Annotated in this window: 21 protein-coding genes and 1 tRNA gene; 9 read left to right on the top strand and 13 right to left on the bottom strand. The window is 33.5% G+C overall.

The genetic code is table 11. The annotated features are described in order from the left end of the window. Positions 1 to 321 precede the first annotated feature (321 nt). From JAZ75_RS15995 to JAZ75_RS15975, 5 genes are all read right to left on the bottom strand, one after another. The gene (locus JAZ75_RS15995) at positions 322 to 1,245 is read right to left on the bottom strand and encodes a Dyp-type peroxidase (RefSeq protein ID WP_168126056.1); all 924 of its coding nucleotides are present in this window, start codon (positions 1,243 to 1,245) and stop codon (positions 322 to 324) included. Between the two features lie 338 nt (positions 1,246 to 1,583). Then, positions 1,584 to 2,741, bottom strand: a complete 1,158-nt coding sequence (locus JAZ75_RS15990; RefSeq protein WP_208696625.1) for a TlpA disulfide reductase family protein — start codon at positions 2,739 to 2,741, stop codon at positions 1,584 to 1,586. A 565-nt stretch (positions 2,742 to 3,306) separates the two neighbouring features. Continuing rightward, positions 3,307 to 3,528: a hypothetical protein gene (locus JAZ75_RS15985; protein WP_208696623.1), complete on the bottom strand. Its 222-nt coding sequence runs from the start codon at positions 3,526 to 3,528 to the stop codon at positions 3,307 to 3,309. A 3-nt stretch (positions 3,529 to 3,531) separates the two neighbouring features. After that, positions 3,532 to 4,536 carry an SPFH domain-containing protein gene (locus JAZ75_RS15980; protein ID WP_208696620.1) on the bottom strand — a complete coding sequence of 335 codons (1,005 nt, stop codon included), beginning with the start codon at positions 4,534 to 4,536 and terminating at the stop codon, positions 3,532 to 3,534. 3 nt (positions 4,537 to 4,539) lie between these two features. Beyond that, positions 4,540 to 5,925, bottom strand: a complete 1,386-nt coding sequence (locus JAZ75_RS15975) for a hypothetical protein (protein ID WP_132771397.1) — start codon at positions 5,923 to 5,925, stop codon at positions 4,540 to 4,542. A 904-nt stretch (positions 5,926 to 6,829) separates the two neighbouring features. Between JAZ75_RS15975 and JAZ75_RS15970 the strand changes: the two genes are divergently transcribed. Next, positions 6,830 to 7,894: a S41 family peptidase gene (locus tag JAZ75_RS15970; RefSeq protein WP_208696618.1), complete on the top strand. Its 1,065-nt coding sequence runs from the start codon at positions 6,830 to 6,832 to the stop codon at positions 7,892 to 7,894. A 305-nt stretch (positions 7,895 to 8,199) separates the two neighbouring features. Here the strand turns inward: JAZ75_RS15970 and JAZ75_RS15965 are convergent, their stop codons facing one another. Further along, a complete protein-coding gene (locus JAZ75_RS15965) occupies positions 8,200 to 9,939 on the bottom strand; it encodes an alpha-L-rhamnosidase C-terminal domain-containing protein (RefSeq protein WP_232789225.1) in 1,740 nt (579 codons plus the stop codon). Positions 9,940 to 10,469: 530 nt separating this feature from the next. On the opposite strand from JAZ75_RS15965, the gene JAZ75_RS15960 reads away from it, so the two are divergent. The 4 genes from JAZ75_RS15960 to JAZ75_RS15945 all read left to right on the top strand — a co-directional run bounded on the left by JAZ75_RS15960 (position 10,470) and on the right by JAZ75_RS15945 (position 13,248). Next, positions 10,470 to 11,246, top strand: coding sequence for an NIPSNAP family protein (locus JAZ75_RS15960; RefSeq protein ID WP_208696616.1), 777 nt, complete (start codon positions 10,470 to 10,472; stop codon positions 11,244 to 11,246). A 191-nt stretch (positions 11,247 to 11,437) separates the two neighbouring features. Further along, a complete protein-coding gene (locus JAZ75_RS15955; protein ID WP_208696614.1) occupies positions 11,438 to 12,064 on the top strand; it encodes a YIP1 family protein in 627 nt (208 codons plus the stop codon). A gap of 149 nt (positions 12,065 to 12,213) precedes the next feature. Next, on the top strand, positions 12,214 to 12,882 hold the full coding sequence (locus tag JAZ75_RS15950) for a hypothetical protein (RefSeq protein WP_208696612.1): 669 nt from the start codon (positions 12,214 to 12,216) through the stop codon (positions 12,880 to 12,882). A gap of 292 nt (positions 12,883 to 13,174) precedes the next feature. Beyond that, a tRNA-Ile gene (locus JAZ75_RS15945) sits at positions 13,175 to 13,248 on the top strand. Between the two features lie 211 nt (positions 13,249 to 13,459). Here the strand turns inward: JAZ75_RS15945 and JAZ75_RS15940 are convergent. After that, positions 13,460 to 14,872: an MFS transporter gene (locus JAZ75_RS15940; RefSeq protein WP_208696610.1), complete on the bottom strand. Its 1,413-nt coding sequence runs from the start codon at positions 14,870 to 14,872 to the stop codon at positions 13,460 to 13,462. 143 nt (positions 14,873 to 15,015) lie between these two features. Between JAZ75_RS15940 and JAZ75_RS15935 the strand changes: the two genes are divergently transcribed. Next, positions 15,016 to 15,489, top strand: a complete 474-nt coding sequence (locus tag JAZ75_RS15935) for an Lrp/AsnC family transcriptional regulator (protein ID WP_132841647.1) — start codon at positions 15,016 to 15,018, stop codon at positions 15,487 to 15,489. Between the two features lie 92 nt (positions 15,490 to 15,581). On the opposite strand, the gene JAZ75_RS15930 is transcribed toward JAZ75_RS15935, so the two are convergent. Continuing rightward, complete coding sequence (locus tag JAZ75_RS15930) at positions 15,582 to 16,331, bottom strand: DeoR/GlpR family DNA-binding transcription regulator (RefSeq protein ID WP_132771392.1); 750 nt, start codon at positions 16,329 to 16,331, stop codon at positions 15,582 to 15,584. Between the two features lie 97 nt (positions 16,332 to 16,428). Here JAZ75_RS15930 and JAZ75_RS15925 point away from each other — a divergent pair, with 97 nt between their 5' ends. Further along, a complete protein-coding gene (locus JAZ75_RS15925) occupies positions 16,429 to 16,980 on the top strand; it encodes a 5' nucleotidase, NT5C type (protein ID WP_232789224.1) in 552 nt (183 codons plus the stop codon). Positions 16,981 to 17,003: 23 nt separating this feature from the next. On the opposite strand, the gene JAZ75_RS15920 is transcribed toward JAZ75_RS15925, so the two are convergent. The 3 genes from JAZ75_RS15920 to JAZ75_RS15910 form a co-directional block, all read right to left on the bottom strand. Further along, positions 17,004 to 17,726, bottom strand: a complete 723-nt coding sequence (locus JAZ75_RS15920; protein ID WP_232789223.1) for a phytanoyl-CoA dioxygenase family protein — start codon at positions 17,724 to 17,726, stop codon at positions 17,004 to 17,006. A gap of 495 nt (positions 17,727 to 18,221) precedes the next feature. Continuing rightward, positions 18,222 to 18,710: a GNAT family N-acetyltransferase gene (locus tag JAZ75_RS15915; protein WP_132771390.1), complete on the bottom strand. Its 489-nt coding sequence runs from the start codon at positions 18,708 to 18,710 to the stop codon at positions 18,222 to 18,224. A 486-nt stretch (positions 18,711 to 19,196) separates the two neighbouring features. After that, positions 19,197 to 19,616 (bottom strand): MarR family winged helix-turn-helix transcriptional regulator, encoded by a 420-nt coding sequence (locus tag JAZ75_RS15910; RefSeq protein ID WP_132771389.1) that lies wholly within the window; start codon positions 19,614 to 19,616, stop codon positions 19,197 to 19,199. A 51-nt stretch (positions 19,617 to 19,667) separates the two neighbouring features. Here JAZ75_RS15910 and JAZ75_RS15905 point away from each other — a divergent pair, with 51 nt between their 5' ends. Next, a complete protein-coding gene (locus JAZ75_RS15905; protein WP_208696604.1) occupies positions 19,668 to 21,923 on the top strand; it encodes an ATP-binding cassette domain-containing protein in 2,256 nt (751 codons plus the stop codon). Between the two features lie 117 nt (positions 21,924 to 22,040). On the opposite strand, the gene pepF is transcribed toward JAZ75_RS15905, so the two are convergent. Next, positions 22,041 to 23,951 (bottom strand): oligoendopeptidase F, encoded by a 1,911-nt coding sequence (pepF, locus tag JAZ75_RS15900; RefSeq protein WP_208696602.1) that lies wholly within the window; start codon positions 23,949 to 23,951, stop codon positions 22,041 to 22,043. 242 nt (positions 23,952 to 24,193) lie between these two features. Beyond that, positions 24,194 to 24,592: a response regulator gene (locus JAZ75_RS15895; RefSeq protein ID WP_380917352.1), complete on the bottom strand. Its 399-nt coding sequence runs from the start codon at positions 24,590 to 24,592 to the stop codon at positions 24,194 to 24,196. Between the two features lie 407 nt (positions 24,593 to 24,999). On the opposite strand from JAZ75_RS15895, the gene JAZ75_RS15890 reads away from it, so the two are divergent. After that, a complete protein-coding gene (locus JAZ75_RS15890; RefSeq protein WP_208696592.1) occupies positions 25,000 to 25,662 on the top strand; it encodes an ankyrin repeat domain-containing protein in 663 nt (220 codons plus the stop codon). Positions 25,663 to 25,758 lie beyond the last annotated feature (96 nt).

Below are 25,758 nucleotides of genomic sequence, written 5' to 3'. Positions count from 1 at the left end.
GATTTATCTTACTACAAAAGTAATGGGCATACAGTATAAAAAGACTAGAAATATGGAGTATGTAAGCGGTATAGACAAGATACCGAAAATAATAAAACACGGTCTTCATAGATCATGCTAATACGCAATAACTACTTACCTAACAGCAATATAGAGAGCCCAAGCTGTAATAAGACTGGTTTTAATCAATACACTTAATACCGTAAGTTTATGTAAACGAATAAAGCCATTCCTTATAGAATGGCTTTATTCGTTTACCGCAGATTTTAAGTCTTTTAAAATTTACACTATGTCTTGCTATATTTAATCGATAGCGATATCCTAGTCCGAAAATGCATCCAGCATATCGAATGTTGGAACAAAAAATAAAGTACCCGTTTTTGCAGTGCTAAAATCTAATATTCGATCATAATTACCTACAGGCACGCCGATAAACATATTGTTTAGCATCTTTTTTATCGTAATAAACGAGCTGGCGTAAGCAATAAAATAAGTCCCCATTTCATTGGTCCCTACTTTACCAAAAGGCATATTGTCTCGAACAATTTTAAGATCATCACCCACATTTGCAAGTGCTGAATGTGAATTCGAGGGTTTTACACCATCAGGCATCTCGATATCATCAGATTTCGACCTACCAATAACTTTTTCCTGTTCACTCACGGGCAAAGATTTCCATGCGGACATATTATGTAAATATTGCTGTACAAACAAATAACTACATCCTTTATAAGCGGGATCTTCATCACCTATAATTCCAAAAGTGGCCCTTTCTTGGCCATGCGGATTTTCGGTACCGTCTACGAATCCAAGAATACTGCGACTGTCCCAATATCTAAAACCATGCACTTCTTCTACGCAAACTGCTATATTTTGCAGTAGTGTGGAAATAACTGCTGCCGTATCGATACAATAACTATTTTCACTAGCTCTGACGTGAAAATGAAGATCTCCTCTTGTGGATACCGCTGTATGTTTGCTCCCCGTAATTTGTTCAAAAACTTCAAACTCCTTAGGTAACGGCAAAGGTAAATCTAATTTAATCCAAGCTTCCAAACTGATACCCATGACCACGCTAGCTCCGGAATTTGGAAAGCGAACATTTCCAGAATTATTAAGATTAATGATAAGAGCACAGAGCTGTTTGAAGGTTTCTTTTACCTCAATACCACTCTTAATATTCCATACCATAAAAATGGTGTTGTTATTTGTATAATCTAATACATTTTGTGGATTAGTATCCATAAATTAAAGTCTTTATCAATTTTATCATTAAGCGTTCTTGACCTAAGCGCTCATAGAAGTAATCACATGGTTCATTTTTGACAGAGCTATTGCTTTATGCAAATATACGGTACCCCCCGCCCTGCTTATTCCCCTATATTCAATTTTGGAGTTATATCAAGTTTAAAGATAATCATTTTCTAGAGAAGGAAGTAAAAAGCAAGACCTATTGATATGGATTTCATTAAACTATTAATCAAATAGATCTACTTGTATGAATAAATATGGGAAACAAAAACAGTGAGACACTCGATCCTGTAAACAAATTTCAAACAGCAAAATTATATTTATAAACATAATTAGTGCATATTCGCTTGTATATTCACCACTTCTTTTATTTTATCTCTCAAATCTTGACCTTTTAAATCCTTAGCAATCACTTTTCCCTGGGGATCAAGTAAAAAGTTGCACGGTATAGTACTTATACCGTAGTTCAAGTAAACCTCGCCGTTACTAGCTTTAAGATCAGAAATCTGACTCCATATTAAACCATCTTCAATAATAGCATTTAGCCACTTATCTTTTTTACTATCTATAGAAACGCTCAAAATATCAAAATTAGCTCCCTTAAAATCATCATACAGCGCTAGTAAGTTAGGATGTTCTTGCCTACAGGGTAAACACCATGATGCCCAAAAATCTAACAATAAATACTTACCTCTGTAATTTGACAATTTAATATTTCTTCCAAACCTATCGTTCATTTCAAATTCAGGGGCAATAGATCCAATGCGAACCTTGTTTTTATTTAAAAAAGACTCTTTTGTTACTGCAGCCTTTGGCAATTGCAGTAGACTATCAGATAATAAATTAAATACCTCTTCCGCTAAATGATTGTATTTATTATTCCTGGCTATGTTGTTCACAAGATCTAGGCTGACATAGGAGTTAGAAAATTCTTTGGCAAATGCTAGTTGAACATCAAATTGTTTATAATAATTAGCTTCCAGTAAACTCCTATTCTTATTTACTAAAGCAGTATCTTTCCTTTCTTCTTCGCTAAAGTAATCTGGATCTTTTATTGAAAGTCGTTCTTTTTCCAAAAGAGCTAATCTTTCCTGTAATAGTTGAAACGTATTATTGACAGCAGTTCCACTTATACGCGCATTATTTAACGAATCCATACTTTGAACAGAAATTATTCCCTCTTCGAGGTATAAGCTTAACCGATCGTAAATAAAATCATAATTGTGCGTAGGATTCTGATTCCGATATAAAGAAGCCCGAATAGGTATATTTCCTATAATTCCTTCAAACTTAAAACTATTATTCTTAACAAATGTGGAATCCAACATATATCGCCCTTCATTTCTATAGCTTAAATATATTATTTCTCCATCCAGTATTTGTTTTCCAGTACCCTGTATATCAAATTTTCGTTGTGAAAATAATGGTGTGACGATAGTGATGAAAACAAATATAATAGCAAGAATTTTCACTGCTCTTTTAAAAATCATAATCTAATGCTTAATATCTAAGGCAACATAAAATACCCTTCACCAAGATAATTATTACTGCTTTAATTAACAAATAATTACACGTGAAGTAAAGGATATGATTCGCTACAAGTATTTGTATAGTGCGTTGATTTATAGAGGGTCTTTTATGATAACATCTAACACAGGTGTTATCTATATGGAATATATTGCCAATAATCGGAATTAGTTTACACAAGATCACTAAACACCATACGTACGAAAAACCTAGAGAAACATCGAATATTTACTATTGACTTCTGCAAAATTCAATTTCTTAAGCAGTTGAATGGTGGTATTATTTCCAATTTGGCATTGCGCAGTAATTTCTTTTACGTCCTCGCGTTCTTTAATCCCACTTTGATTTTTATTTTACAATAATAAACGACTGTTATACGTTTTTTATATCACACGGAAATCTTATTTTATATCACACGGAAATCTTACTCTTATTGAGCATTCTTACTTTGATTAAAATAATTTTGAAGATGAAGCTCATCTAAGCACCTTTATGATCAACACTTAAGTTCATTTCTATGAAATAAGATTAATCTTTTTTTCCTACATCCCGCTGATTATCTTTTCTTGCATATCCAGCACTAAAAACCATTGCAAGCCCTGTCCCAATGAAAATAACCACCAATATAGATATAAACACTTTTACGAGTCCAGTATAATCTATCGGGAACCACTTCCAGATATAATTCAGGGCGACAAATCCCAATACGAGTAATGACGCTACAAATAGAAATATAATGAGGTGTTTCATCGGCTAAAATTTATTTAAATACTCTTTTTTCTTCTGATCAAATTCTTCCTGCGTAATGATATTTTCGTCGAGCAGCAGTTTTAACTTTCTTAATTGCTCCATAGGATCTACACCCGCCAAAGGCTGTGTAACTTCATCAATTGAATTACTAAATACTTTTCCTAAGCTCATACCTGCTCCCAATCCCACTCCTGCACCCGCTAAACCGCCTTCGTTTTTAGCAGCGTCACGCAACGCACGGAGTTTTTCCAACTCAACATAGCTAAGACCACCTTCAGTCGCCGCATGGCTGTCAGCAGTAATATCAGCAATCTTTCCAATACGATCTTGAGTATCCTGATCAAAAGAATTACCCTCAATCCTGAAATCATGTAGCTGAACGCCGAATGTTTCTAGATCCTGTAGGAGCTGTTCTTTCATACCTCTAGACAAGCGATCAATCTCTGCATCTATCTCCGTAAAAGCTAATTTTTCTTTCGCAAAACTAGAAGTTAAGACTTGAAGAATTCGAGACTGCACGACTTCACGAAAAGACTCGGTAGTATAGTTATCCTGTGAACCGATATAGTTGGAAAAAAACTTCACCGGATCTTTGAGTCGATACGAAAAATTACCATAAGCTGAGAGCTGAATAGGAATCTTATAATAGTCGTCAAAATACTTGATCGGTGAAGCTGTACCCCAGCCCTGATTCAGAACTTCAGCTTTACGATAATAGTAAAGTCCCATTTTATGCTCACTTTCAAACAACTGTGCGACTTTGAGCAGAGAAGTGATAAATGGATGATTATCTGTGCGGATGTTGTATACCCCGTCCTCGTCGATCACATCTGTAATCCTGCCTTCATAAACAAGAACACATCCCTGTCCCGGAGAAATAATCAATTTACTTGCATTTTTTATTTCGTCTGTAGCTGCCCGATACCGCCATATCAATACGTTTTGATCCTGTGGTTGCCATTCTATAACCGTGGCTATTTGCCTCTTAAAAAAATTAAATAGTCCCATGTTCTATCTTTTAAATATTTCGTCTCTGTCTATATCTTTCAGTACTGTACCATCATTAGCTATAATGATGATCCTATTGGAACTGGAAGCCCCCGATCTATCGTAATAACTAAAAACAACTCCTCCAGTATAACCGTACATATCACTTTCAACAGCGTAATTATCGCTTTTGGGTGTATATGTCCAAATGATTTTCCCACTTTCGGTATCGATTTTCTGAATATAGGTATGACCTTCAGGATTGGCATCTGGCAATCCTGTAATATACAAACTCGTACTATCTTGGTATCCGATATCAGCTTTAAAATAAAGACGATCTGGTGTGAGATCAACAAATTTTGTAATCCGAGGTTCTTTCACCAATTTCTTTGTATATGGAAATGAACCGTAATAAATACCAGACTTCTTTGGATATTGATACACCTTCTGCCAACTCACTTGATAACTATAAGGAAGCATGATCGGATAACCGGAATTATTTTTATACCAATATTTTATCAATTGGATTTTCTCTTCTGGATAATCACTGCTTTTTTCGGAAAATGTATAATAAACAGACGTTCTAGCGCCTGGCAACAGGCTGGAAAGCCCTGTACCGGCCTCACGTCTCTGCATATGATCTTTATAGATTTTTCGAACTAAAGGGTAATAGTAGTATTCCTTCCCATCGTTGGTCATGATATTAAAACCATCTCCTTCCCGATCTTGTGTAAATTTTAAAGTAGCTATACCAGAAGAAAATTCAGGAACATCACCAAAAAAGGTATTCGTTACATCTATGACTTCATTTTTTGCCGGATCAATTTTATATACCTTATTGCTCTTATCAGCACAGATATAAAATCCACCATCGCTAAAAACCCGAGTTTGTATATAAAAATCATCTTTCCATCCTGGAAGTGGGATATCATTAACTATTTTCTCTTTTAATGGATCATAAAAACGTGCAAAATATTCAGCACCTTCCCGAGAAAAAGCATCTTTGCTACGATTAATAATAAAAAGAAACATCGGATTTTTACTATTATATGCTGTAAATGCTAAATATTCCTTGATTCGATCTACATATTCCTTTTTCTTAGGTGAATCGTCGGAAGAGACTAAAGTCGAAATACCTCCACTTTTGTTTCCACAGGTTCTGATGATACTGCTAAAAATTACAAAAAACAAAATGCCAGCTACAACAAAAAATAGATACTTTTTGGTTTTCGGATCTAGTCCATTAAATCTTCCGTCGCCGTATTGATGCTTTACATTAACGTTAATATCGTCATTATCCAAAAAGTACTCAGTGCCACAATTGTTGCAGATATAATGGTCTTCTTTAATATTCTGCTTCTTAACACTACCACAATGTGGACATTTTAACGCCTTAATTTGTTTTGCCATGTTCTCTATACAGATTATAATACTAAAAATATAAATAATATCTTATGTCTGTGAAATAATTATTCAAATTAAAGATTAGCTATTAAAATAACGAGAACAGTAGAGCGATTAAATCCTTTCTGATTTTTGATAGTTTCTTCCTTATCATTACAGTTTAAAGTTTAAACCAGTTTATATATGCGGTTTTTATGCGTTCTTACTTGGCTTTTGTTTCCATTCGCTGGTGCCAGAATGTTAATTCCTTAAAATAGGTTGTTTTAATTTGCTGGAAATACAGAAGCAACGTGTCATGATAACGTTAAATATAGCCTAATATCGGTTTATATAGGTGCAACATTTGAAGTTAAGCACCATCAGACATTAAAACAACTTAGATTTACCGCAAGATATAAATACCTCTTTTGTACCATAAGGCTACATGCTAGTACCCCGCTTTTAACAAAAGTCGTAACTGCGCCGTACTTGCACCACCCTTGCACCGTCCATGCACAAGGAAAAGGACGGTGGAACTACGGTGCAGGTACTGTGCAACTATGGGAGAAATTAAAAGCGTGTTAAAAGAAGGTACGAACAACGTTAAAAGAAGATCCGAATAATGGCATGCGCGATTTGGAGCATTTAAGGCGCTTCAGGACTATCATATACAGGACATAAGGACCTCTGATTTAGAAATCTGTTGTGACAAATACTGCAATCAAGGGATTTAAGAATCTTTAATAACGACACTGGATCTGCAAATCCCTAAATCAAAAGATACTAATCAATCCGATTAAGTAGCTGCTATTTTCATAATTTTGTACATTTGATTATATAAATTAAAATTTTAAGAAAGACGAACGTTAGCAGTATCGATTATAACCTCAATAAAAAAAATGACATCAACAAACTAAATAATTAATATCGCATGAAGAAAAGAATACCATTAATTTCCTATTTTATAATTTGTATTATAAATATATCTTTTGCTCAAAATGAATGCAATTGTCAAATGGCATTAGAACGTTTAATAACTAAAATAGAAGTTGATTATCCAGGTTTTAAGCAAAAAACTGATGGAAAATTCGATTTATACAATAATCATAAAGCTTTAGTTATTGCAAAATCCGACACCACCACTAACACCAACTGTATCAAGGTGTTAAATGACTATGTTTCTTTTTTTAAAGATGAGCATATTTACATCGAAACAAGTATAAAAAACAAAAATGAAAACGAAAATTTGGGAGAATCAAAACCGAAAGAAAAAGAGGTAGATGGAAAGTTGTTAGCATCAAATGTTTTTTATATAAAAATCCAAAGTTTTAAATATGACAATATTACCCCTGTACAGGAGCTCATAAAACTAAATCAAAAGAAAATTGAAAAATCTAAAGCACTGATTATTGATATAAGAGATAATTTTGGTGGTACTGATGATGTTTATCAGCCACTGCTACCGTATATTTTAACAAATCCTTTGCGAATAATGAATGTCGAATTTTTATCTACGAATACACTTATTAATGGCTTGCGAGATTATGCGATGCAAAACGTCCATAAAGACTCTTTAAAAGCAATTAGCCAAATTGAAGATGGACTAAAAGAATATAAAGATAATTTGGGCAAATTTATATTATATGATGGTAAAAAAGTGACGATTGATACGATAGCATTAAAATCAGAAGCACCTAAACAAATAATTATTTTAGCAAATAAAAATGTAGCAAGTGCCGGAGAGAATTTTTTATTTTCAGCACGTCAAAGTAAAAAGGTGAAAATTTTGGGAACACCTTCAATGGGAGTGTTGGATTATGGTTCGATAAGAGAGTTTAAGTTTGGTTGCGAGAATTATACACTATACCTACCAACTTATCGTTCAGCAAGACTTCCTCAATATCCAATTGACAACATAGGAATTCAGCCTGATGTGTATTTAGATGATACAGTTGGAGATTGGTTGAATTTTGCGCTGAATTATATAAATGAATAAGATGAATATTGGGAACAAAGGTTCTTTTTATCAGTTGGGTTGAAAAACAAAATTCATAGCTCGCTTTTTTATACCTTAATTGATAATCTATAGCACACAACTTTTATTGCGGTTTTGGATAAAAGTTGTGTTACTATAAAACATCCACAATTTTGATTGACTAAATCTTAAGGTGGATTCACCACTCCAGGTATCCCCAAAGTAATGAGCAGGGTGATGATCATATTCTGATTGCTGTACGCATTTCTACACTGCAAGAAACAAATACATCGTATTATTTAATAAAATACAATTCTTTTTTTGTTTCATGATTGTATTATTTTAACTTCTTTAGGTGCTTTGATCACTGTTTTGATACGTCCATGTTCTTTCACATGCTTAACATATATTTGCCCATAAGGTGTTGGAAATGTTCCTTCTGCCCAATTAAGATCGCCTAAATGAGGTTTAACAGTATATACCCTTCCACCTGGTTGCGCTACTTTAATTCCTAATACATGCTCAGACAACCACGCTGTTGGTCCTGAAGCCCAGCCATGCGCCAAGCTATGACGAAAACCTTTATAACAGTAAGCTCCAAAATCTGCATGTATATCCGATTTTCCTTCTGGTACAAGCTCATCAATACGACTGGCATTGGGCAACCAATCCATATTAAAATCTTCCCAAAATGTTGTCGCTCCTAGATCCAGCATAGCACCCCAATAGGTCGAGATAATTTCCATAGCCTCTTGATACTTTCCTGCTTTCGCCATTGCTTCGAGCATGTAATAACCGTAAAAGGTTGAAAAATTTTTCGCCCCTCCTATAGATAATACCTCCGTATACGCTTTTTTTGCATCGATTAATCCGACTAATGACATCAATGCAGCGGCTTGTTTTGAATGATGGAGTGGCGGAATATATTTTCGCATCTGCGCAACTGTTTCGTCACATCTATTTTTTGAACTATCATCACCTAATATCTGAAAGAGAGCCGATGCATTCTCCAATGATCTTATAGTTAGTGCTTGAAGACCTGCATGTACAGCTGCACTATCCTCACTTGATGGCCAATCTAAAAATCGAGCGCCATCCATCCGTTCTTTTCCATTAACAACCTTCCCAGTAATTTGCTCAACCAATCCTTGTAAATAAGGTTGCTGCTCCTTTAAATATCCTAAATTCCCATAATTCATATACCAATCATATTGCAAGATAATCCACCACATCGAATAACTACTATGTCCAGACATCCAATTGGGTAGTGGTGTCGATTCTCTCGCAAGATCTAAACTTCTGGGGACAACTTCGTTATACCCAAATACGGTATTGACAGTAGATACTTCAGGGTGAAGATCTCCTACCCAAACTAAACGATCCCTTTTTATACCATCCCATAAATAGTCTTGCATGTTAACGTGTACAGTGTATGCACCTACTTCCCATATTTTATTAAGTCTTTCATCACTGCTTTTAAAGCTCCCTAGATAGGGAACATCTCGAAAGGTAGCTACAGCCCTTACTTCTCGCAAATGTAATTCAGCATTAGGTTCTAAAAAATCAATACGTACAAATCTGAAACCAGATTCACCAGATCGATTGCGACCAAGCCACGGTACTTGCATCATAAAATCTCGTATTGCATGGTCATTAGTAGCATCCATAACGCCAATTTCGGACATTGCTTCACTAACCGATTCCCCGAAACGTATACGAACATTTTTCGGTAAATTATTGCCCCCCCACATGCCTGTGATGATTTCAACAGATGCATTCATCTGAATACCAAAGTCTAATAGTATGCTAGTCCCTATTTGATTATTTTCATTTTTAAATACAACAGTATTGGGGTTGTATAAATTTGCCTGACCATTACCCCTCTTTAATAAATTTGTAGCATGTATCACATTTCCCTCTTTACATACGATACGAGTAGGATAAACATATGCCGATGTTAATGGGCTCACTTGATTAAACTTATCACTTAATTTATTTTGCGCATTGATCTCACAAAAGCAAAAAATAAGCATTAAGAAACTTAAAATAGCACGGTTTGAATTCATAATGGGATACTTATAAGTATTAAATGTATTAAATAAATAAGAGGCTACTATCCTGTACTTTCATGATGGATACATAAATTTCAACTACTTAAGACCAAAAAGTTTTTTTCTGTATTGGAGAATCTTTAGCACAAAACCAAAGCTTTATAAACTCTAATTAAAGCATAAAGGCATCCTTCACTTGTAGGACTCACCACTATGGAATATTGCCAAGACATTATTAGCTTCAAGCATAAGCAAAAATAAGTGTCTATAGGAATGCTTGCCAAAGATCTGTAACTTACCCAACATATTTATTCTCATTCTCTCGTAAAAGCAGTTATTAAAAATATATTAACCAAAATTGCCTTATATCTCTATGATGAGCTTATTTTCATAAATAAGATTTCTGTTTGAGGTAAAAACTATCTTCAAAAAAAGTTTCCACACACTAAACTTCTGATTATTTGTTAGAACGGCCTTATAGAAAATAGGATTAAATTTATATATTTATTCTATCTAAATCATTTATTATAAAACCATTGACCAGTATGAAACGCAGAAAATTTATTCAATCTTCACTAACTGTAGGTTTAGCAACAACGATAATTCCAGTAATAGGAGCCAATAATAATGCAGTTAAGCCGGAAATATATGAATGGCGTGAATACGAAATACGATTCGGTTCTGACCAGCAACAACTGGACAATTATTTTAAATCTGCCCTTATGCCCGCACTGAATAAATATGGTGTAAAAACAGTTGGTGTATTCAAAGAATTGGTTCCATCTGAGCCTGCCAAATTTTACTTATTAACCCCTTACTCTTCTCTTGACAATTACCTATCCGTCAATACAAAAGTAAAAATGGATGCAGATTACATTGAAAATAGCGCTACATATAACAGTATTCCCGAAGACAAAGCGCTATATGATCGTTTTAAATCTTCCTTAATGATTGCCTTCGAAGGTTGGCCTAAAATCACTATTCCATCCGATAAATCGCGGATATTTGAGCTAAGAACATATGAAGGCTACAGTGAAGATGCTGTAAAAAGAAAAATTAAAATGTTTCATGATGGCGAATTTCCTATCTTCAAAAGAGCAAAATTAAATCCGGTATTCTGTGGTGAAGTGATTGCAGGCGACAGGTTACCTCGTCTCACCTATTTGATCACCTGTAAGAATATGGAGGAACGTAATAAGGGATGGGTTGATTTCATTGCTGATCCTGAATGGAAAAAATTAGTGTCCGATCCTCAATATGCAAATACTATTTCTAAAATTAACAATACATTTTTAATACCCACAACTTACTCTCAGGTTTAAAAGCAAAATCTTATCTTTCTAAAATTCAACAATTTGATTCTACCACATTACTATCCCCATCCGCACATACATGAAAAATTTCCAGGAATAAGCATATGTAAATACGGAATCAACCAAATTTTTAAACAAACGAAAAATAAATTTGCATGGATTAATTAAATAATTAAATTTGATCAACCATATATGACAACATGAATATAGACCTTCCCGAAAATCAAGATTTTAAATTTATTATCACGAATTTATATACAAGACCTAAGTGGTTCTTTAGATTTACACAAGAGCACTGGTATAATAAGTATGCTTGGCTTCTACTTTACCTAGCGCTATTAGGAAGTCAATTTGGAAGAATATCCTCGGGTAAACTCAATATTGAAAGTTGGACAGAACTTTTCTTCAAAGTTGTAATTTTTGGGTCGGGCATTAGCTTACTTTTTTACATTATGTTTGCTTACATCTTAGCTGGTACTGCAAGATGGCTAAAAGGTATAGCAAGTGCAGCAGATATTCTCCGCGTTATTGCCTATTCATCCATACCAGGGATAATCGTATTACTATTGTATATCATCGGATCTCTGATATATGGTATTTCCTTTTTCAGTATATCATTCTGGGTAAATAATGAAAGTTGGTCCCAAACAATCTTTAAAATATTTTTGATGACAATAAATGGATTTGTTGGCATAAATATCGCCATATTTATGGTCTTAGGAATAGCTACAGTTAATAACTTCAGTATATGGAAAGCTATTCTAAGCATGATTTTACCCGTGATCATATTGGTAGTTATTTTTGCTGTAATAGCATCCTTGCTTTAACAAAATCAATCACTTAATTCTTCGCAAACACTAAGAAAGAGATAATATCCAAAAATGATCCTGGAAAATGCATGATCCAAATTTGAAATCCAACTAAACCCAGAAACATATGCAAAACGATTAAAATAACGATTTAAAATATATTTATTATGAAATATCTCGCTGTGTATTTTTACATGATCTTTTTCTGTTCCTGTCTAACGAATAATCAAGAATATCAAAAAAATATAATTGATCTAAAAAAACTTGATTTTAACACCTTCAATACGGAAGATTTTTATAGAAATGCAAATAAAGACGAAAATTTAAAAATTTCAAATAATAATCAATATGTAGAAATTAGTGATTTTGACAATGGCTGGGTTGAATTTCAAATAAAAAAATCATCAAATAATAATATAGTAGCTAAATTTGACAGTATTAATTTTTCAACCCTTAATGCAATTGCTTCAAAAGACGGGAAATTGAAAATAATTAATGCGGAGACATATCTAAAACCTGAAAGATTAAATAAACTATATCTGAATATCAAAGGTGTATATGGCAAAGAAACAAAAACTGATTCTAGTGATTATAATAAATATGTGCATATATACACCTACACCTGGGACGTTAAAGACAGAATAATTAAATTGATTTCTATTTTTGATCCGAGAAGTTCTGAAAATCTTGAAAAAATAAACACTAAAATCCCGGATCAGGATTCAAAAATTGTTAATGAAAGACCTAAAACCATACTATTTGTCTGTAACAAGGAAAGCTTAAAAGATGTGCTTAAATTAAATAATACCGACAATAATTGGGCAAAATTTAAGTAATAACGAATTCTGAAATTTCTTTATCAAGCTACTCTTAAGCGAAGTATGCTTTATAAAAATAAAATTGGTACTCAAAAATATCCTTACTCCATTAAACTTTTATCACGAACTTGTCTTTCTTCTGATACTTTGAATAAGTATTGATGATAAAATGGTAAGCTAAACTTTGATGCAAAAACAGAAATGCTATACCATATTTTGATAGTTCTTTCAATTATTGTTTTATAATAAAAATGGAATTTGTTATCTTTGTGGAAAGCTGATAAAAATAAGCTATAAATATTAATAACCCGCTCCTATAGCTCAGTCGGTTAGAGCGTCAGACTCATAATCTGCAGGTCACTGGTTCGAGCCCAGTTGGGAGCACTACTTAAAAAAATCCTCATCAAAAAATGAGGATTTTTCTTTTTTATAAAGCGTAATAAGTAAATAATCCTAAAAATTATCTCCATTAAACTCTGCGATATTTAGAATAATACAGGTCTTCTCATGGTTAATTATTTAAATACTTTCACCTTTAAGCAGTGACCAATTTCCAAAAATAAACTGTCGCAGAGAGACGGTAATCAAGTTTTCATCATTCAGAAGCGATTTCACATGAAGTAATAGCGACAACCTCAGTTTTTTCGTCTTTTAATTCTTTAACCATTAAATACCTCAATATACCCATAGCAACAATAGCGTAACCCGCCAAGATGGCTAAACTTAAATAATCCACGGCCAGTGTTGAGGGGAAAAGCTGACTCATTAAAGTCATAAATGACAATCCGATTCCTGCTCCCAAAAAATAGCTTGTACTGGTTAAACTTGAAGCAACACCATAATGAACGGCCTCTACATCACGAATACCTAAGATCGATAAACTTGTAAAACAAATCGTCATTCCAATCCCTGAAATACATGCTGCCCCAAATAAAACAGTTTGTAGGGGATGATCTAAATAAATGGATACTAGTAAAGATAAAGCTCCTAATAGCATAAAAGACCAGCCCAGGATACCCATTTGCGTAGGATAAAATTTTCGGCAAATATAAGGCAATATAAATTTAGCTACCAATGCAGACATAATACTGAAAGGAACCAGCATTAAACCTGCAGAAGCGGCGCTGTGATGCATATCTTTCTGAAGCATCAAAGAAATCAAAAATAAAAACCCTATAAAGAATGCGCCTAGTGTAAAAAATGCAAGATTTGAAGCCATTAATGATTTATACCTAAATAATTTGAGATCAATTAATGGCTGTGATACTGTTCTTAAACGATGGATCACAACACTCAGTAAAAGAATAGCTAACAGCAATGAACCAACTATTAATATTGGACTCTCTTTGATGTGTATGAGTTCATGTGTCCCATAGGTTAAACTTAAGAGTCCTAAGACAAGCAGTAATCCGGAAATACCGTCTGTCTTCTGAACATTTTGAGCCTTTTCATCTGTAGGTAAATAATAATATGCTAGAATTAATGTGATCAAAAGAATCGGTACATTAATCAGAAAAACCCAGTGCCAGCTTAAGTAGGTACTGATGAGCCCTCCCACTGATAATCCACTTCCCGATCCTATTGCTGCAAAAGAACTAAAAACTCCCAACGCACGGTTCCTTTCTTGGTTTTCGGTAAAAGTATTGGTGACAATTGATAAGGATGACGGCATAATAAAAGCAGCGCCAAGCCCCTGCAAAGCTCGGAATAAAGCCAGTACCTCAAAATTAGGTGAAAGCCCTGCTCCTAGTGAGGCTAACATAAAAATCATTCCCCCTAAAAGAAATAATTTTTTACGTCCTATCTCATCAGAAAGTTTACCTCCAATAATCAGAAAGCCTCCAAAAAACAACACATACAGGGTCTGTAACCACTGCACCTTTTCTGCACCGATATTAAATTGCTCTTGAATAGAGGGAATAGTGAGATTAATAATTGCGATATCCAACGCTTCAACAAAAGTTCCTATCGATGCCAGTATTAATATTAAATTTCTCCTTGTTCCCATACCATTCAAATTTCCTGCAAAATTAAAATTATTGGAACATACTATAAAATTACTTCTTAAATTTGGAACAATTAATTAATTTAGATAAATTACAAAGAACAAATAAACTTTAAAAACTATTTAACCACCAAATATTAGAACAAATGCCCTCAGAAAATTATACTCTAGATGAAAAGGATCTTGCTATTCTGCGCTTATTACAAAAAGATGCCAAGCTTAGTGTGCGTGATCTTTCAGCACAGATCAATCTTAGCTCTACTCCAACACATGAACGAATTAAGCGCATGGAAAAATTGGGGATTATAAAAGAATACACCGCAGTATTAGATCGCAAAAAAGTTAATAAAGGAATGATGGTCATCTGTATGATTGCACTAAATGCCCACAATAAAAAAACAGCAACGAAATTTATAGAAGAAGTATGTAAATTGAATGAAGTGGTCGAATTTTACAACATCAGTGGTGATTTTGATTTTATGCTAAAAATATTGGCCCCAAATATGGATGAATTTCATGATTTTTTCGTTAATAAGCTATCTGAAATAGATGGTATCGGACAAACAAAAAGTATTTTTGTTATGAATAGTATTAAAGAGCGTACTCAGATTATCTATTAAAAGTCATTTGCATACGCACTAATTTTAGATAAAAATCTTTAAAATATCGTGTGCCATATGCGATAAGGTCATACCAAAAATATTTAGCAGTTCTATAAAATCTCAATTCCAAGTTCTCGGTATACCTGAAGGGCAGTATGATGAGGATCTGCCTCAGTAAGAATAGTATCCAGATCAGTCACAGGCCCTATACAAAAAGCTTCCGCTGTGCTGGTTTTTTCTATGGTAGACAATGCAACTGTTTTAAGAGCCTGTGCAATCATTATTTTTTTAATTTGTGCATCTTCATAATCTTTAGCTGTTATCCCAATGACATGGTGGATACTACATACGCCAAGGAAACAAATATCAGCTCGAACTGATTTCAATGTATTAATTGCATCTTCACCGATTGCGGTAAAAGAAACTTTACAGAGGCGGCCTCCGGCAAATATCACTTCAACGTTGGGATGATCTTCCAGTACACTAACTACCGGAAAACTATTGGTAACGACCGTTATTTTTAAATTTTTAGGCAGACAGGCTGCTAATGCCACAACAGAGGTCCCACCATCAAAAAATACCACATGCCCATCCCTTAAAAAGCTTAAGGCCTTTAAAGCAACAGCCTGCTTTTGTCCCAAATCGTATTTTTCACGATCCCTATAATGATGTGGACTAGGAGAATTAGCCAATGCCCCTCCTCTTACCTCTTTTAGAAGACCCTGAGATCCCAACACCTTAATATCGCGACGTACAGTATCTTCGGATACGTTTAATAGTATACTAAGCTGTTCGAGGCGAACTTTATTCTCCTTAGAAAGCTGCTTTAATATGAGCTGTAAACGTTCTTCTCTTACCATATCTCTTTATATTATATGCAAATATATAAAATAATACTTTGCAATGTATTGCAAAGTATTGCAAAATTTAGTATCTTTATTGCAAAACTTATTAAATATGAGAAAATCAATAGCTATTGATATGGACGGCGTCATCGCCGACACGGAACCCCATCTTATTGAATGGTACAAAAATGAAACGGGCATTTCTTTGACCCCTCAACTCATAAATGAATTAGGAGAAGATGCTGCTTTTGCTGATAAAATAGCACTGCACAAAGTACTTCATACCCAATCATTCTTTAGAACAGTACCTGTAATGTACAAAGCAGTAGAAAATGTCACATTATTAATGGAAGATTATGAGATTTTTATTGTTTCTGCAGCTATGGAATTTCCCTTGTCTTTGTATGAAAAGAGAGAATGGCTACAAGAACATTTCCCTTTTATTAGCTGGAAGAATATTATCTTCTGTGGTGATAAAAGTATCATCGATACAGATTATATGATCGATGATTATTGCAAAAATCTTGATTTCTGCAAGGGAAAAGCGCTAATGTTTAACGCTTACCACAATGCACATATCAATCATCATATCAGGATCAATCATTGGGATGAAGTGCCTGAACTGCTTAAAACACTCACTTATAGTACTGAAAATATACTGTAAAGTATATTTTCAGTTTTTGAATATCAATTAAAATTTAAGCGCTCAGCCCATTTTAATGAGGTTGGCAATACTACATTTGAAAATTCAATGTGTATTACACGCCTTTTCTTATTATTGACTGTTCTCTTCGAGCTATGTAGCAACAATGGCTTCATTAACATTACTCCACCTTGCTTAACAGAACAAGTCGTTTCAGTCTCAATATCCCAATTTATTTTTTCAGGTCGATAAATTCCCTTGACATGTGATTTAGGGATAACCTTTAAAGCGCCATTATTTTCATCGGTATCATCAAGATGAATTCTTATAGCTGTAATATTTTCTAATATGTCAATTGTCGGTTGCACTGCATATTGATTGTGTTTGGTTGTCCAAGGTCCAAAATTTTCAATTTCTATTTTCTTATCAACGGAAATAGTTAAATCTTGATGATAAGATACGTACCAGTTAGAAGTCTCAGGTTTATCAAAATAAATGCTCTTTACTACGAAAAAATTATTGCCGATCATTTTTTGCAAAAGTGACCTAAAATTATCAGTAAATATTAGTGAAATGGTTTCTGGAATTTCTTTCAGAAACTGTCTAATGGCAAATAAGTCCTTAGTTTTTCTGAATGTGTCTTTTGAAGTGTCAACTTTATTAATTGCATCAATAATATTATTTATTTCTTCTTTAGAATAGATATTGTCAATCACATTGAAACCATGATCTAAAAGATCTTGCCTATTTTTTTCAAGATCTTCCATATTACTAGCATTTTTCATTATTGAACTTTGAGATTACATAAACGCATAAAAAATTTTGCCAAATACAATTTACTAAAGATAATAAAAAACAATATCAAAGCTTTCTATTCTGGGTCTTTCGAATTTTGACCTTATACAATGAAAGCTAATAAGAAACTTTTCGATATCATATCTTAATTATTAAATAATGCACTACATCAAATTACTATTTTTTTAGTCACAATCACAGGGAGTAATAAGTTCAATTTTAGTAAAGCTTTTATTTAAATCTTGCTAACAAAACTTGTAAAATCCAACATTCTTTTTACTATAAACTCAAACTCTTAAGCATTAATTTCATTTCTATAGGGATGATTAAAAAATGATCATTTTAATGAAACGTCGTTATTTATTTAAAAATCTACGGAAACTACTACGCATAAGTTAAGCTAAAAAATGCTATAATCCATTAGATTGTCACTGTTGGCATAAAGAGAAAGAGGTGATTGCTTAATTTCAGTGCAGTCTTTTTAACATGAGTTTTTCTGTCGGCAATCCTTCTTCGAAACCTTTAAAATAGGTCTTAAATCCTAACTTTTCTAATATTTTTTTTGAAGCCAGATTATGAGGATCAATAATTCCAATAATATCTAATTGGGGAAATAATCTATTTGCTGTATCTATTACCGCTTGACCAACAGCACATCCATAACCCTTCCCCCAAAACTCCTTATTTATGACATACCCGATTTCAAGGACGTTACAATCATTACTGCTATATGCTAACTTACAATATCCGATATACAGATTTCCGTTGTCAAATACTTTAAAATAACCCAGATCATCTTCATTACGATTGACTTCAAGTATCGCCTCAAACTTTTCCTTAACCTGAACTTCTGTCCAGCCTTTTCCAGTTATATATTTCATAATCTCATCATCAAGGAGTAGCGGTTTAAATAGATCAAAATCATCCGATGTATACTTAACAAGTGTTATATTCATTGCAGTTTTTTCGTAAAATATACATGATCTTAACTAAATTTGACACTAAAAACTTTAAAAATCCATTCAATAAAAATTAAAGCACTTATTTTTAAAGAATTAATAGGCGTTTCCTGAGTCTTTAGTGGTGAGAAATTAGTAATCAATATCGCTTTGAATACCAATATTAAAATTTGAAATGGACTAAAAAATTTTAGAAGCGAACTTCTTAAATAATGCGAAAAAACTCGCAGATAAATTTGAGAAATCACCAGACTTTCTGCGGGATCGACCATTTGTCGATGAATAGTAAAGAATCTATTTTACGAAATACTGAAGAGATTATGGACTATAATAAGTACCACTTGATCCAATTTTTTTTATCCGAAAAATAATCCTTGATTTTGTATAGCGTTTATATTGTATGGTAATGAAAAGCATAAGCTAAATCAATTATTAAAAAAAGGATAACGAGCTAAAAAAGTAGGAGCAACATTTTTTAATTTCCTATTTATGGTCTTCCAAAGCTTTCTTCAACAATGAGGTAAATGTTATAAGTTCATTGGCTGAAAGATTTGACGAAAATTGCTTAGTTAAATTTTTTCTAAAGGTTTCAGAATTGTCAACAATGAATTTCCCGTTATCAGTTGCAGTTAAAATATAATTTCGCCTGTCTACCTCACTCTGTATTTGTTTTAGCAACTCATTTTGAATTAAAAACTTCAACTGCTTAGAAATAGCGGCTTGACTAACATTCAATGCTACTGCAATCTGTTTAGCAGTAGCATCTTTTTTTCGATACACAAACTCTATGATGTTATAATGAGTTGCTGTAATACCAATATAATCTCCCTTATTCATGTTCGCCAAAATGAAACATTGGAAGTCTGTAAATACAGTAAAAAATTCTTTTTCAATCTTTTTCATAAAAAAAACACTTAACTTAGTTAAGTAGTTGCAAAGTTAAGTAAATTAGTTATGAATAATATTATTATAACAAATGCTAGGCAGAATAATCTCAAAAATGTTTCTCTTCAAATTCCGAAGCATAAAATAACGGTATTTACGGGTATCTCGGGTTCAGGAAAATCATCACTCGTATTTGAAACAATTGGCGCAGAGGCACAACGTCAGATAAATGAAACACAGAATAGTTTTATACGTACACGAATGCAACATTATGGTATACCGGATGTCGATAAGATTGAAAATCTGAATGTCCCCATTATTATCAATCAAAAGAGAATAGGCGGAAATGCGCGTTCAACAGTTGGTACCATAACTGATATCTACGCGTCTTTACGATTGCTATTTTCTAGATTAGGTTCGCCATTTGTAGGTTATTCTAATGTTTTTTCATTTAACAATCCACTCGGCATGTGCCTAAACTGCGAAGGTTTGGGTTATGAGCAAACTATTAATATTAATACTTTAATCAATAAAGAAAAATCCCTAAATGAAGGCGGAATTCAGTTTCCCACTTTTCAACCTGGAGGATGGAGGTTAACTAGATATACCTTGTCAGGATATTTTGATAACGACAAGAAAATAAAAGATTATTCAGATAAAGAATGGGAAATATTACTTTATTCAAAAGAACATAAACCTAAAAACCCAAATAAAGATTGGGGAAAAACAGTGAAATATGAAGGGCTCATACCACGTATTGAAAAAGCATTTTTAAAAAAAGATTCAAAAGAAAATACAACCCGAAAAAATGACCTTCAACACATTACCACAAGCAGAATATGCGCAGTATGCAAAGGTAAAAGATTAAATAAAAAGGTACTCTCCTGTAAAATAAATGGTAAAAACATAGCCGATTGTACTGCTCTTTCAGCTGACGATTTAATGGAATTTATTCAATCGATAAACTCAAACACCTATGATATTATTGTAAAAGAGCTTATTAAGAAATTAAATAATATGATTAACATAGGCCTGCAGTACTTAACCCTCGATAGAAAAACAGATACGCTTTCGGGAGGAGAATCCCAACGGATTAAAATGGTAAAAAGTCTAGGCAATAGTTTAGTGGATCTACTGTATATTTTTGATGAACCGAGCATTGGGCTTCATCCAAAAGATTTACAAAATATTACTTCCATTATTGAACAAATTAGAGATAAAGGTAATACCATTCTGATTGTTGAGCATGATCCAGATTTAATCAAGATCGCAGATTTGATCATTGATATGGGACCCGGATCAGGAAAAAATGGCGGTGAAGTTATCTATAAAGGAACTTTTAAAGAACTTAAAAATTCATTAGGAAAAACGGGCTTATATTTTGCAAAGAAAACCAAAATTAAAACTGATCCAAAAATTGGAAAAGAATATCTAGAAATTAAGCAAGCGACCTTACATAACTTGAAGGGTATTGATTTAAAAATCCCTAAAAATATTATGACAGTAGTCACTGGCGTTGCAGGCTCAGGAAAAAGTACATTAATCAGCAAAGTTTTGCCGGATTACTATAAAGATGCAACAATTATCGACCAGTCCTTATTTACAGCTAGTCCCCGGTCAAATTTACTCACTTACTTGAATCTATCTGATAAGGTCAGAAAATCATTTGCTCGAGCCAATCAAGTTTCTGATAAAAAATTCAGTAGGAACAGTGAGGGCGCCTGTGAAAACTGTAAAGGACTGGGCATGGAGCGGATAGACTTAGCATTTATGGATGACATTGAGCAAGTCTGTGAAGTTTGCTGTGGTTCCGGATTTAATCCCCAAGTATTGGAATATAAATACAAGGGTAAAAATATATTTGATGTACTGAACTTTACTATACCGGAGGCTATACAATTTTTTGATGATCCGCTATACCTTGAAAAGTTTGAAATACTTTTAAAATTAGGCTTAGATTATCTCACACTCGGACAACGTATGGATAGCTTTTCTGGGGGAGAAAGACAACGTTTAAAACTCACGAAAGAATTAAACAACACAAATAAAATCATCATTATGGATGAACCCAGTACAGGACTACATCCAAGTGATACGGAAAAGTTACTATCTCTTTTTGAGGAATTAATTGAAAGAAATAACACATTAATTATAGTAGAACATAATTTGGAAATTATTGCTCAGGCAGATTGGATTATCGATATCGGTCCGGGTGCTGGTAAATATGGGGGTAATGTTATTTTTGAAGGTACCGTAGAACAACTTTTAAAAAATAAAAAATCGTACACTGCCGAATATCTCAAAAAACATTTAAAATGGAAATAAAAATAATCGACTATAATTCCCTTTTATTTAACTCTTTGTATTCGTTAAAAACCCGGTGAAATAGAAAAAATAAAAGCCGCAATAATACGGCTTTTATTTTTTGTTAAAATTTAATCCTTATTTCCCCTGTCTGCTTAGAATAGATTCCATCTCAGCCATGACTTTATTAATTTTTGCAATCGTCAAATCAAAAGGTTCAGAAGTATTCATATCCACACCTGCATCGACAAGAAGATCAACAGGATATTTTGTACTTCCCGAAGCTAAGAAATTCAGGTATTTCTGACGATCTGCATCCGTTCCACGCAGGACTTTTTCGGAAAGAGCTGTTGATGCAGTAAAAGATGTCGCATACTGATAAACGTAAAAGTTATAATAAAAATGTGGAATGTAAGACCATTCTGATTTCACATTGTCATCAACGACACAAATATTTTGATCATGACCATAATACTTTTTCGTTAGAGCCAGATACATCGTATCAAAGTCTTCTCCAGTGAGTGCCTCCCCCTTTGCTACTTTATCATGGATCATATATTCGAACTCAGCAAACTGAGTCTGACGGAACAATGTTCCTTTTGCGCCTTCAAGATAATTTCCAAGAATAGCAAGTCTAGTTTCATCGTCCTTTATCTGCTTCAGCATATAATCATTCAATAACTCTTCATTTAAAGTCGAAGCCACTTCTGCAACAAAAATTGAATAATCTGAGTTAGCATAATGTTGCTTCTTATTGGTCAAATAACTATGCATGGTATGTCCCAATTCATGAGTCAGCGTAGACATATCATTGTACTTGCCGTTATAATTCATGAGGATATACGGATGTACATCGTACCCAGAACCATTAGAATATGCACCTGACCTTTTTCCTTCGTTAGGATACATGTCAATCCATCTTTCTTCGAATGCTTTTTTGGAAACTTCTATATAATCAGTCCCTAAAGGCTTCAAAGATTTCAAAATATTCTCTTCAGCTTCTTCTACCGTATAAGATAAATCGACTTTCGCAACCAAAGGAGCATAAAGATCATAATAATGCAGTGTATCCACTCCCATCATGCGTTTACGGAGGTTTAAATAACGATGAAAGGTCTTCAAATTTCCATTTACATTTTTTATAAGATTATGAAAAACATCTGTCGGAATATTACCGCCATCTAATGCCATTTTTAAGGTACTGTCGTAGTTTCGGGCTTTTGTTGCAAACAATGCCGCATTGATATTTCCATATAACTGCGCTCCAAATGTTCTTTGAAACTCATTCAGTTTACCAAAATAAGTGGCAAATGCTTTACTCCGAACTCCACGGTCTTCACTCGCTCTATATAATGCAAAATTAGCAGCGTTAAGCTTTACGCGTTCACCGTTCAAATCGACCTCTGGATATGGAAACTCAGCATTTATAAAGGTGCTATAGATATTGGCTGCATTACCGGACATTAAAGAAGAATATGCCAATACTTTTTCAACTTCTTCAGAACCTCTATGGGCGCGTTTGCGAAGTAAATCTGTCAGGTAAAACTTATAAGTTACCAACGCTTTTTCTTTTGCCAAAAATGCGCTAAGCTGATTTTCTTTTAAAGTCAGCAATTCCGGTTCCAGGTATGAAGTCAAAGCGCCATATTCTGAAAAAAGCTGTTGCAATTCTTGATTCATCCCTGCATACTTAGTTACTCGGGTATCTTGATCAGCTTTCATCGAAGCATAAGATGAGAGACGAGCCATATCCTTGATAAGCGAACTATTCAGCTCTAATGCTTGCAATAAAACGTTCGCAGATTGTGTAAGCTTACCTTTGTATGAAGCCGCTTCTTTCATCTTTTGTTGTAAACGTTCCTTTTCTGTTTTCCAAACGTCATCTGTAGCATAAAGATGAGACAAATCCCATTTATATTTTTCAGGTAATTCTTCGCGAACTTTCATCTGACTTACTGCAATTGTTGTTGAGAACAGCATCACCGTTGTGATCAATTGTGTTTTTTTACGCATAATGTATGTAAATAGTGTTCCCAATTTACAAAACATCTTTTAGATTTTTATAGCACCAATAAGATCAGTCCATAAATTTATAGTGTAAACCATATCAGATTATAAATAAAGACACATAACATTAGAAGACGAATAATAATTGGAAACCGTTTACTCCAGCACAGTTTTTTCAAAATCGACTTCATTACCTAGATTTCAATAAAATAAACAGATAAATTTTATTAAACCTGATTATCATAAATATGGCAGTAGATTATTTAATTAAAAGCAGTATAATTTCAGACTTGACACAAATCATCATTGTAAGTCCACGAATTTATTTTTTCTAACATAGAAGTGGGATTAGTTTTAGGAAATACGTGCACACCACCATTTCGTTTAAATTCTTTAATCTCGCAAAAATCTGTACTAGCTGTATATCCAAAAAGCTTAATTGATGGAAATCTTGCCGATATTTCACTAGCAGCAGCTACGCCTCCCATATTTGGCATATGAAAGTCAATGATACAAACTTCAGGTAACTCATCCTCGAATTCCAATCTTTTAATCAAATCTAGTCCATCACCGCAGATAAAGAAAAGATCAAAAACAGTATCTCTTTCGATGAGTAATTGTATCATATTTTGTTGAAATATACTATCATCTGTAAAAGCGAGTTTAATTGGATGATTCCTCATGTTTGTTTTTATTTCTATTAACTTATTCACGACAAAATTACCAACGTTCCTCCAGCGACAATACCATTATATCTTCTTAAATTATCACATGAAGACCAATTTTAAATGGATTGATATTAAAAAGCTTGTGTTTTCATATCATCTTTTCAGTATAAAATATTGAGATTTAAAAAAGTGATCCTACTTTATCTGTATCTTAAACAAAGAGGGGCAGCATAGTTTTTAACTAAAAAATATTCTTTTGACCTTTTTTAAAGACCAACTTTCCTTACCTCTGCCAACTGGGATATCAATTATAAAATGTACAAGTTTTCGCATAAATGGTACATTTTATTCAGAACTTATTTGACTAACTTTGCTCATGAAACAATTGATTTTCAACACTTATCATCACTTATTTAATACCTATGCAACATCTTATCTTACTTTTTTCATTCATTTTCCTGAACTCTTGTAATAACGATATGAATACTCATCCACAAACGAACTTACTGGAGGCAGTCCAGAAAAATCAATTGCTATTCGTTGAAGAGGAATTGAAAAAAGGTGCAAACGTTAATTTAACTGATAAAAATGGAAAATCCTTATTACTGATCGCAACACATAATAATAACTTTGAGATGGCAAAGTTATTGGTATCTTACAAAGCAGATGTGAATCAACAAGATAAAATTCAAGATAGTCCTTTTTTATATGCAGGAGCGGCAGGACACCTAAAACTTGTACAGCTCTATCTATCTCATGGAGCTCGATTTGATATATTCAACAGGTATAATGGAACAGCCCTAATACCTGCCAGCGAACGCGGACATCTGGAGGTTGTGAAATTACTGGCCAACACAAAAGGATTTCCTATTGATCACGTCAATAGGTTAGGTTGGACCGCATTAATGGAAGCAGTAATCCTAGGTGATGGCAGTCAAAAATTTGTCAACGTAATCCAAACACTGATTGATGCAGGTTGCAATATAAATATTGCTGATAATGATAAAAAAACCCCATTAGCACATGCTAAAGCCAAGGGGTATTCGGACATTGTTCAGCTACTAGAGAAAACGTCCAAAAAATAAAAATCAGCTTATATCAAGTTTACTGAATATTAAAACAAAGAAGGGTTTGACTTTATAAATAGCCAAACCCTTCTTATATTTTACATATATAAATTG

Source organism: Sphingobacterium sp. UDSM-2020 (assembly GCF_016132525.1).
Taxonomy (GTDB): Bacteria; Bacteroidota; Bacteroidia; order Sphingobacteriales; family Sphingobacteriaceae; genus Sphingobacterium; species Sphingobacterium anhuiense.
This window is presented reverse-complemented; position numbering and strand designations above follow the sequence as displayed.

What these genes read in the sequence shown, in the direction of transcription:
- JAZ75_RS15995 (WP_168126056.1), bottom strand. Translation starts at nt 1,245, where the DNA reads ATGGATACTAATCCACAAAATGTATTAGATTATACAAATAACAACACC.
- JAZ75_RS15990 (WP_208696625.1), bottom strand. Translation starts at nt 2,741, where the DNA reads ATGATTTTTAAAAGAGCAGTGAAAATTCTTGCTATTATATTTGTTTTC.
- JAZ75_RS15985 (WP_208696623.1), bottom strand. Translation starts at nt 3,528, where the DNA reads ATGAAACACCTCATTATATTTCTATTTGTAGCGTCATTACTCGTATTG.
- JAZ75_RS15980 (WP_208696620.1), bottom strand. Translation starts at nt 4,536, where the DNA reads ATGGGACTATTTAATTTTTTTAAGAGGCAAATAGCCACGGTTATAGAA.
- JAZ75_RS15975 (WP_132771397.1), bottom strand. Translation starts at nt 5,925, where the DNA reads ATGGCAAAACAAATTAAGGCGTTAAAATGTCCACATTGTGGTAGTGTT.
- JAZ75_RS15970 (WP_208696618.1), top strand. Translation starts at nt 6,830, where the DNA reads ATGAAGAAAAGAATACCATTAATTTCCTATTTTATAATTTGTATTATA.
- JAZ75_RS15965 (WP_232789225.1), bottom strand. Translation starts at nt 9,939, where the DNA reads ATGAATTCAAACCGTGCTATTTTAAGTTTCTTAATGCTTATTTTTTGC.
- JAZ75_RS15960 (WP_208696616.1), top strand. Translation starts at nt 10,470, where the DNA reads ATGAAACGCAGAAAATTTATTCAATCTTCACTAACTGTAGGTTTAGCA.
- JAZ75_RS15955 (WP_208696614.1), top strand. Translation starts at nt 11,438, where the DNA reads ATGAATATAGACCTTCCCGAAAATCAAGATTTTAAATTTATTATCACG.
- JAZ75_RS15950 (WP_208696612.1), top strand. Translation starts at nt 12,214, where the DNA reads ATGAAATATCTCGCTGTGTATTTTTACATGATCTTTTTCTGTTCCTGT.
- JAZ75_RS15940 (WP_208696610.1), bottom strand. Translation starts at nt 14,872, where the DNA reads ATGGGAACAAGGAGAAATTTAATATTAATACTGGCATCGATAGGAACT.
- JAZ75_RS15935 (WP_132841647.1), top strand. Translation starts at nt 15,016, where the DNA reads ATGCCCTCAGAAAATTATACTCTAGATGAAAAGGATCTTGCTATTCTG.
- JAZ75_RS15930 (WP_132771392.1), bottom strand. Translation starts at nt 16,331, where the DNA reads ATGGTAAGAGAAGAACGTTTACAGCTCATATTAAAGCAGCTTTCTAAG.
- JAZ75_RS15925 (WP_232789224.1), top strand. Translation starts at nt 16,429, where the DNA reads ATGAGAAAATCAATAGCTATTGATATGGACGGCGTCATCGCCGACACG.
- JAZ75_RS15920 (WP_232789223.1), bottom strand. Translation starts at nt 17,726, where the DNA reads ATGGAAGATCTTGAAAAAAATAGGCAAGATCTTTTAGATCATGGTTTC.
- JAZ75_RS15915 (WP_132771390.1), bottom strand. Translation starts at nt 18,710, where the DNA reads ATGAATATAACACTTGTTAAGTATACATCGGATGATTTTGATCTATTT.
- JAZ75_RS15910 (WP_132771389.1), bottom strand. Translation starts at nt 19,616, where the DNA reads ATGAAAAAGATTGAAAAAGAATTTTTTACTGTATTTACAGACTTCCAA.
- JAZ75_RS15905 (WP_208696604.1), top strand. Translation starts at nt 19,668, where the DNA reads ATGAATAATATTATTATAACAAATGCTAGGCAGAATAATCTCAAAAAT.
- pepF (WP_208696602.1), bottom strand. Translation starts at nt 23,951, where the DNA reads ATGTTTTGTAAATTGGGAACACTATTTACATACATTATGCGTAAAAAA.
- JAZ75_RS15895 (WP_380917352.1), bottom strand. Translation starts at nt 24,592, where the DNA reads ATGAGGAATCATCCAATTAAACTCGCTTTTACAGATGATAGTATATTT.
- JAZ75_RS15890 (WP_208696592.1), top strand. Translation starts at nt 25,000, where the DNA reads ATGCAACATCTTATCTTACTTTTTTCATTCATTTTCCTGAACTCTTGT.